Origin of the sequence: Aestuariivita sp., assembly GCF_049276915.1 — a bacterium.
Lineage (GTDB): Bacteria > Pseudomonadota > Alphaproteobacteria > Rhodobacterales > Rhodobacteraceae > Aestuariivita.
On record NZ_JBASXK010000157.1, the window covers coordinates 1 to 7592 of the forward strand.

The following is a 7592-nucleotide window of genomic DNA, read 5'->3' on the forward strand; positions in this document are numbered from 1 at the left end:
GTGCGGCACCGTCCCTGATCGAATATTTCCGCGCAGATCCCATTGCCAAAGGCTTTGATCTGTTGCGCACGCGTCTGGTGCGCACGATCCGGGCCTATGGCTGGCGGCGCATCGCGGTCGTGGCCCCGACGTCGGGTTGCGGCGCGACGTTCACTGCGGTGAATGGAATAGATCAACCCGGCGATGACAAGGGCATACATCAACTCGCGCAGGCCCGTGTCGGATGACAGGTATTGGCGTGCGAGAAAAAACGGGATCAGCATGATCAGTTGCGATGACAGGATCGACAAAACATCAATCAGACGCAGCCCGGGTAGAAAACCGGATGGGAAAGAGATGGGCAAAGCGTCAACGCGTTGATTGAACAGGATCGGATCCGTGTTGGTCACAACCGAAAACACGGTGCCCATCAACATGGACACAATCAGAACCCGGGTGATCCTGTGGCGCGGCCAAAAGGATGGGCGCAGGCCCAGAAACAGGACAATTATCACCAGTGCCGAAATGCTCGGTATCGAGAACTTGTCAAGGCTGGGGATGAGAGGCAGGTCGAACTCGGTTCGGGGGGGCAGAAGCATATAGGCCCCGACAATCGACCAGATCAACGCGCGCTCGACACTGAGACGCGTAAAGAACGCGACACAGACCGCTGGCCAGATGATCAGCATCAATTGTGCAAGTGCATTGCCCATGATGGGGCCTGTATCCTTTGGTTTGCCTGTCCGATCCCTTGGATGTCCAGGTCTGCTGTTTTGCCTCAAGCATGGCTGTACCGCGTAAAGGCGGCGATGTTATGGCACAGATACAACGACTTGCGCCATTTCTGTGGGTAGCGCGCATGAGGCTGGTGCGACGCTGGTGTCCATCCTACACATATGCCGATCAACAGGAGACGCCCGCGTGTTCTTTACAATCGGTTCAGAACGGATTCGGGTCAACATACCCGATCGTATAGCCTTGATTTCAGAGATCACCCGTCGGTTTCGTGCGGGCGAGGGCTTTGCGTTGGCAACCGTCAACCTGGATCATCTGGTGAAGATGTCGCGTGATGCCAGTTTTGCGGCCACCTATGCCGATCAGGATCTGATCGTTGCCGATGGACGGCCAATAGTGTGGCTGTCGCGATTGGCGCGCCATCCTGTCGAGCTGGTTCCGGGTTCCGATATGGTTATCCCGCTGGCCAGACTGGCTGCTGCAGAGACTGTGCCCGTGGCCTTGGTGGGAAGCACCCAGGACGCCTTAAGAGACGCATCCAAGATATTGTCTAAAAACGCAAAAAACCTGAATGTTGTGTGTGAAATATCACCCGAGTATGGCTTTGATCCCGATGGCGAGGAGGCTGACCGGATCCTCTTGGAACTTGATGCAAAGAAGGTAGGCTTGTGTTTTCTGGCCTTGGGGGCACCAAAACAGGAACGGTTGGCCGCGCGCGGACGCAGCCTGGCTCCGGGGGTCGGATTTGCCTCGGTCGGTGCAGGCCTCGATTTTCTTGGTGGTCACCAGAAGCGGGCACCGATGTGGATGCGCCGGTTCGGGTTGGAGTGGCTTTGGCGCGCGCTCGCCGATCCAATCCGACTCGTCCCACGTTACGCGCAGTGCTTTGCCATTCTTCCATCTCAGATGAGGGCGGCAATTCGCTTGAGGAACGGATCATAGATCATTATTTATATTCTATAATTCCTGAATTTTTCCCGCGTAACCGGGTGAGGCCATATTCCAGAACGCCCCATCCTTCAGCGAATTTTCCAATCACCGAGAACACCGCCGGAACCAGGCCTGAGCGTCGGCTCAGGCGCAAGACCTGCGCGGGATAGATCATCAGCAGAACCAGCATCGCCGGCGTGATCATCGCGCCCAGAAAAATCAGCGCAGGCAGAACCAGGCCCCAGGCCAGCGCGCGCCGCGTCTCCTTTACCCAGTGCCGTTCCGGGGGCGCACCGTGCAAGGCCGCCCCCTCGGCGAAGGCAAAGCCTGCGCGTCGTGTACGTCGCCACCACTGTCCGAACCGGGTGATGTTGGCATCATGCCAGGTCATTTCCTCATCCAGTCGCCATATGTTCCATCCTGCGTGTCGCAGGCGGACGCAGAGTTCCGGTTCCTCTCCCGCAATCAGGTCATCACGGTAAAAACCGACCTCTCGCAAAGCAGACATCCGCATCAACGCATCTCCGCCACAGGCCTTGGCGGCACCAACCGGCGTGTCCCATTCAGCATCTATCAGAGCGTTGTAGAGGCTGGTGTCGGGATATCGTTCCCGTCTGCGACCGCAGACGACTGCCGTTCGCGGGTGCGCCATGAGATATTCGCGCGCCGCATCGATCCATCCGTCGCGGATCGCGCAATCGCCGTCAACCAACTGAACAAACTCGCTATCCTCGCCCAGCAGCTTCAGCCCGGTATTGCGCGCGCGCGCGGCGGTAAAGGGCAGGGTACGGTCCAGCTCGACGATCTCTGCGCCCAAGGTCCCGGCCGTCGCGACACTTCCATCCGTCGAGCCGGAATCCACATAGATGATCCGGCGCACGCGTCCCTTGAGGCTTTCCAGACAGGCAACCAACCGGACACCTTCGTTCCGGCCGATCACAACGGCGTCGATCATGATGACCTGTCTCATGACGGTTTCACCGGTGCTATCCTGCCCTCAAAAAGATGTTTTGCGGCTGAGACTAACGCCTGTCTGGTCCGACGCAATGCCCGCAAGGCTTTGAGCGAGCACAAAACCGTCCCGATTTCACCCAACTCGGCCCATATTTCTGTGACAGGACTGTTCGCCATGAGCCCTCTGCGCCCCTATACACAGCTGTTTGAGCTTTTGCGTCAACGCAACCTGTCCAATCTTCTGGTCAGCCGCGAGACCCTGGGAATGGGCGATGCGGTAAGCCCGGATGTGGCACAGGATCTGTTGCGCCGGGCGGATCGCTCGTGGTCTTTGCCGAGGCGGATCGAAGACTAGCCCCTGAAACCGGTCGCCACGACGAATTTCTCGGAGCTGTCCGATCGGGATGCGGGCGGCTTGATATTCGCAACCTTGGTGAATTTTTGCTTCAGAAGCTGTTGCAACTGACCCTCAGCCCCCCCGGCAAGAACCTTGGCCACAAAGGTGCCTCCGTCATCCAGAACGTCAAAGGCAAAATATGCGGCGGCCTCGCAAAGTGCTATGATGCGCAGGTGGTCGGTCTGCTTATGACCCGACGAAGCCGCGGCCATGTCCGACATGACCACATGAGCCTTGCCATTCAGCCATTCCTTGACCTTGTCGTCGGCGTCATCCTCCATGAAATCAAGCTGGTGGAGTTCGACACCGGCAATCGGTTCCACCTCTTGCAGATCGACGCCAATGATGCGCCCCTGCGCTTTGCCGGATCGCTCGCCCAGCGCATTTATGCGTTTGACCGCCACCTGACACCAGCCTCCGGGGGCGCAGCCCAGATCAACCACCCGCGCGCCGGGGACGAGGAACCGGAACTTGTCGTCCACTTCCATGATCTTGTATGCCGCGCGTCCGCGATACCCTTCGGCCTGCGCGCGTTTGACATAAGGATCGTTCAACTGACGCTGCAACCAGCGCGTTGAAGACAGCTTGCGCCCGCGTGCAGTCTTGACCTTGACCTTGAGATCCCGCTGCCCGCGTCCGGATGTGTTTTTGCCTGTCGGTGTCTTACCCATCGCGAAACGCTTTCATTATTCTGTCCTGTACATAGTAGCGGTGACGCGATCGCCGAACACCGTGTTGTCAGAACACGCCATCTTCCAGAACGCCATCTGCCGACATCTGCGCAAAAAGCAACCCCTCGCGCAGTCCACGATCAGCCACAGACAACCGATCTGTCGGCCAAAGCCGCAGCAAAGCCTGCAAAATCGCCGAGCCGGACATGATCAACGCATGTCGGTCCTCGCCGATGCGCGGGTCTTCTCTCCGCCCCGTGGGGCCCATCGCCAGATACCGGCGAATGACCGTGTCGATCTGGTCCGAGGTCATGCGCAACCCGTCCACCTTGGTGCGGTCATAGCGTTTGAGGCCCAAATGGCTTGCGGCCACCGTCGTGACGGTCCCGGAGGTTCCGACGATCTGGAACCGTTCCTTGAGATGGTCGAGTTTCTTGTAAGGCGCAAACTCTGCCAGGTTTTCCTCGAAGAACCAGCTCATCAGCGCAAAGCGCGCCGCATCATCCTGCACATCCGAAAACTGATCCCGCAATGTCGCCACACCCAGCGGGACCGAGATCCAGTCTACGACCTTGGCCGTTGGAAACGGGCTTTCGACCGTATGAAATCCGGCATGCAGCCGCATCAGCGCGCGCGGACGATCCCGCCTTTCGACCGAAGACAGATCAATCCAGACAAGCTCGGTCGAACCACCGCCGATATCGACCACCAGCAATTGCTCTGTCTTGGTTGAAACCAGCGGCGAACAGGAGATCACCGCCAGGCGTGCCTCTTCCTCGGGCTCGATGATCTCAAGCTGCAAACCGGTTTCGCGCCGTACGGTGTTTATGAAACTCTGGGCATTCTGAGCCCGCCGACAGGCTTCGGTTGCAACCAATCGCATACGTTTGACATTGTTGCGCTTGAGCTTTTGCTGGCAGATCCGCAATGCCTGCACGGTGCGCGCCATCGACGCGCGCGACAGTTGCCCGGTGCGCTCCAAGCCCGCGCCCAGTTGCACGGATTTGGAAAAGCTGTCCACGACGTGAAACCCATTGCCCTTGGGTTGGGCAATAAGCATGCGACAGCTATTCGTGCCCAGATCCAACGCAGCATAAAGGCCGGTTGGATCAGGCGTGTCAGGCGCGGGTGGCTCAACCGCTTTTGGGAACGCGCCCGCACCATCGGGACGCTTGGGCGTCATGTCTCACGCCCTCCATTTCGAGTTGCCCCCAAGCTATGCTCTTGGCGCATTTCGCGCAAGAGATCAGTCGCATTCATGTCCGACATGAGTATTTCTGGTCTGGCTGGCCATAGCCAGCGGGTGGCGGGCTGCTTAGGTTGAGGTCGCGGATTGCGCGCCATCTGTCGAAAAACGGCAGAGGCAAACCATGGCTGTGCCTTAGAGAGGGCATACGAAACACGGGAGAATCATCCATGCCTGACGTCACCATTGTTTACTGGCGCGATATTCCGGCCCAAGTCATTGTGGGCAAAGGGCGTCGCGGCTCGAAAAAACAACTGGCAGAACGTTTTGAACAGGCCATTGATCGTGCAGCCATGAAGGTGGGGGCACAGGATACGGATGCCTATCTCGCCGAATGGCGCAAAGCAGCGCCTTACGAAATGGATGGGGACCCGGATGAGATCGTGGCGGCGGAAGCGGCCCGGATCGAAGCGGAATACGACACGAACCGGATCAAGGCTCTGATCGCGAACGACGGTTGGGCAAACGCGTAAATGGGTCAAGGCCCACGCAATCTATGGGAGGCCGCAATGGCTTTGCTGAATTTCAAACGGCGCGACGTGCAAACCACGGCTTCGGTGACACCCGAGGTCGAGGCGTTCTTGCAGTACTATTCGATCGAAGTGATGCCGCGGACCGCCGAAAAGGTCGAGGATTTCCGCGCTCTGCTTCCTGAAGGCACCCGTATTTACATCGCCCATATCGAAGGCACTCCGATTGAGGATATGGTCGCCACGGCCAAGCGTCTGGCCGCCGATGGGTATCCTGTCATGCCGCATTTTCCGGCGCGCATCATCAAGGATGCCAAGACGCTTGAGAACTGGATTGCCATGTACCAGGGCGAAGCGGGCGTCGAACAGGCGCTTTTGCTGGCGGGTGGCGTATCTCAGCCTTATGGCGATTTCGACAGCTCCATGGGGCTGATGGAAACCGGATTGTTCGACAAGGCCGGCTTCAAGCGCCTTCATGTGGCCGGCCATCCAGAAGGAAACAAGGATATCGATCCTGATGGAAGCATGAAGAACGTCTCTCAAGCCCTTCAATGGAAGCAGGATTTTTCGAACCGGACCGATGCCGAGATGGCCATTGCCACTCAGTTCGCCTTTGAAGCGGGCCCGATCATCAAATGGGCCGATGACCTCAAGGCTGCGGGCATTGATCTGCCGATCCACATCGGCATCGCGGGCCCTGCCAAGCTGCAAACCCTGATCAAATTCGCAATCGCCTGTGGTGTCGGACCCTCGCTCAAGGTTCTGCAGAAACGGGCCCGTGATGTCTCAAAGCTGTTGCTGCCGTTCGAGCCGACAGAAGTGATCGGCGAGCTGGCAGCTCACAAAGCGGCCAATCCGGACTTCAACATCACTCATGTTCACTTCTTCCCTTTGGGCGGCATCAAGACCAACGCCACCTGGGCCATTGAAAACGGCGGCACCTCGGGCCGTCCTGCAAACGCAGACTGAAAGGCAGACTCATGACCCGGACCGTCATTGAAAGCAAAACAAAGACCGCGATCATCGGATTTGATCAACCTTTCTGCGTGATCGGTGAGCGGATCAATCCGACGGGCCGCCAGGTTCTGAACCTGGAGCTGGAACGCGGCGATTTCAGCCGGGTCGAGGCCGACGCGCTGGCGCAGGTTGCAGCCGGTGCCACGGTGCTCGATATCAACTCGGGTGCCGTGTTTTCCAACAAGATGGCCGAAGATCCCCGCTATGCCGATAACAACTTCGTTGAACCGACGCTGATGCGCCAGCTTGTCGAAGTGGTACAGGCGGTCACGGACACGCCTCTTTGCATCGACAGCTCGGTGCCCGGTGCCCTGGAAAACGGCCTGGCCGCTGCTGAGGGCCGCCCGCTGCTGAACTCGGTCACCGGTGAGGAAGAACGGCTCGAAGCGATCCTGCCGCTGGTCAAGAAATACAACGTACCGGTGGTGGCGATTTCGAATGATGACACAGGCATTTCCGAAGATCCTGATGTCCGCTTCGCCGTTGCCAAGAAGATCGTGGAACGTGCTGCCGATTTCGGAATTCCGGCCCATGACATCGTGGTTGACCCGTTGGTGATGCCGATCGGAGCGATGGGAACGGCTGGTTTGCAGGTCTTCACGCTTGTACGTCGCCTGCGCGACGAACTGGGTGTGAACACCACCTGCGGGGCCTCCAACATCTCCTTTGGTCTTCCCAACCGCCACGGGATCAACAACGCGTTTCTGCCCATGGCAATGGCAACCGGCATGACATCTGCGATCATGAATCCGGTGGCATTGCCGACCGGGCCGACGAAAATCGCCGAAAAGCGCGCCGAAGTCGAAGCGGCCGGCATCATCCTGCCCGAAGATATGGATGATGAACTGTTTTGCCTGATGTTCGGTCTCGGCTCGACCAAACCGCGCCCCGGCAAGGAAATGGAAGCCATCCGTGCAGCCAACTTCCTGACCAATAATGACGAAGGCGGTGCTGCCTGGATCAGTTTCAACAAGACAGCCCCCAAAGCCGGGCAAGAGGGCCGCGGTCGCGCCGGACGGACCGGCGGGCGGCGTCGCCGGGCGTAATCGGCCACAGGTTCCTGCAAAGCAAAGCGCCCGGTTCATCCGGGCGTTTTTCGGTCTTGGGGCAATGCGATGCCTTTACCGGCACCAGATCACGCGACTGTGCGGCAAGTCTGGCGAATGTGCTGTGACTGTCGCGGACCCCAGGGC

General features: G+C 58.7%; 8 protein-coding genes and 1 pseudogene. 5 read left to right on the forward strand and 4 right to left on the reverse strand.

Translation table 11 applies throughout. The annotated features are described in order from the left end of the window. Positions 1-692: pseudogene (locus WAO69_RS16440) on the reverse strand (hypothetical protein); the annotation flags it as partial. Between the two features lie 208 nt (positions 693-900). Between WAO69_RS16440 and WAO69_RS16445 the strand changes: the two are divergent. Beyond that, entirely contained in the window at positions 901-1656 is a 756-nt protein-coding gene (locus WAO69_RS16445) for a WecB/TagA/CpsF family glycosyltransferase (protein ID WP_422181115.1), read from the forward strand. A gap of 4 nt (positions 1657-1660) precedes the next feature. Here WAO69_RS16445 and WAO69_RS16450 read toward each other — a convergent pair whose 3' ends face one another. After that, a complete protein-coding gene (locus WAO69_RS16450; protein WP_422181117.1) occupies positions 1661-2614 on the reverse strand; it encodes a glycosyltransferase family 2 protein in 954 nt (317 codons plus the stop codon). Positions 2615-2773: 159 nt separating this feature from the next. Here WAO69_RS16450 and WAO69_RS16455 point away from each other — a divergent pair, with 159 nt between their 5' ends. Further along, positions 2774-2953 (forward strand): hypothetical protein, encoded by a 180-nt coding sequence (locus WAO69_RS16455; protein WP_422181119.1) that lies wholly within the window; start codon positions 2774-2776, stop codon positions 2951-2953. On the opposite strand, the gene WAO69_RS16460 is transcribed toward WAO69_RS16455, so the two are convergent. Continuing rightward, positions 2950-3666 carry an RlmE family RNA methyltransferase gene (locus tag WAO69_RS16460; RefSeq protein WP_422181121.1) on the reverse strand — a complete coding sequence of 239 codons (717 nt, stop codon included), beginning with the start codon at positions 3664-3666 and terminating at the stop codon, positions 2950-2952. The genes WAO69_RS16455 and WAO69_RS16460 overlap by 4 nt on opposite strands. 67 nt (positions 3667-3733) lie before the next feature. Next, positions 3734-4849 carry a Ppx/GppA phosphatase family protein gene (locus WAO69_RS16465; RefSeq protein WP_422181123.1) on the reverse strand — a complete coding sequence of 372 codons (1116 nt, stop codon included), beginning with the start codon at positions 4847-4849 and terminating at the stop codon, positions 3734-3736. Positions 4850-5082: 233 nt separating this feature from the next. Between WAO69_RS16465 and WAO69_RS16470 the strand changes: the two genes are divergently transcribed. The 3 genes from WAO69_RS16470 to WAO69_RS16480 are packed head-to-tail and all read left to right on the forward strand — an operon-like array spanning position 5083 to position 7445. Further along, complete coding sequence (locus WAO69_RS16470; RefSeq protein ID WP_422181125.1) at positions 5083-5385, forward strand: virulence factor; 303 nt, start codon at positions 5083-5085, stop codon at positions 5383-5385. Between the two features lie 36 nt (positions 5386-5421). Beyond that, a complete protein-coding gene (locus tag WAO69_RS16475) occupies positions 5422-6351 on the forward strand; it encodes a methylenetetrahydrofolate reductase (RefSeq protein WP_422181126.1) in 930 nt (309 codons plus the stop codon). Between the two features lie 11 nt (positions 6352-6362). Continuing rightward, positions 6363-7445: a methyltetrahydrofolate cobalamin methyltransferase gene (locus tag WAO69_RS16480; RefSeq protein WP_422181127.1), complete on the forward strand. Its 1083-nt coding sequence runs from the start codon at positions 6363-6365 to the stop codon at positions 7443-7445. The last annotated feature ends 147 nt before the right edge of the window (positions 7446-7592 follow it).

Coding starts and splice junctions, on each gene's coding strand:
- WAO69_RS16450 (WP_422181117.1), bottom strand. CDS start 2,614: ATGAGACAGGTCATCATGATCGACGCCGTTGTGATCGGCCGGAACGAA.
- WAO69_RS16455 (WP_422181119.1), top strand. CDS start 2,774: ATGAGCCCTCTGCGCCCCTATACACAGCTGTTTGAGCTTTTGCGTCAA.
- WAO69_RS16460 (WP_422181121.1), bottom strand. CDS start 3,666: ATGGGTAAGACACCGACAGGCAAAAACACATCCGGACGCGGGCAGCGG.
- WAO69_RS16465 (WP_422181123.1), bottom strand. CDS start 4,849: ATGACGCCCAAGCGTCCCGATGGTGCGGGCGCGTTCCCAAAAGCGGTT.
- WAO69_RS16470 (WP_422181125.1), top strand. CDS start 5,083: ATGCCTGACGTCACCATTGTTTACTGGCGCGATATTCCGGCCCAAGTC.
- WAO69_RS16475 (WP_422181126.1), top strand. CDS start 5,422: ATGGCTTTGCTGAATTTCAAACGGCGCGACGTGCAAACCACGGCTTCG.
- WAO69_RS16480 (WP_422181127.1), top strand. CDS start 6,363: ATGACCCGGACCGTCATTGAAAGCAAAACAAAGACCGCGATCATCGGA.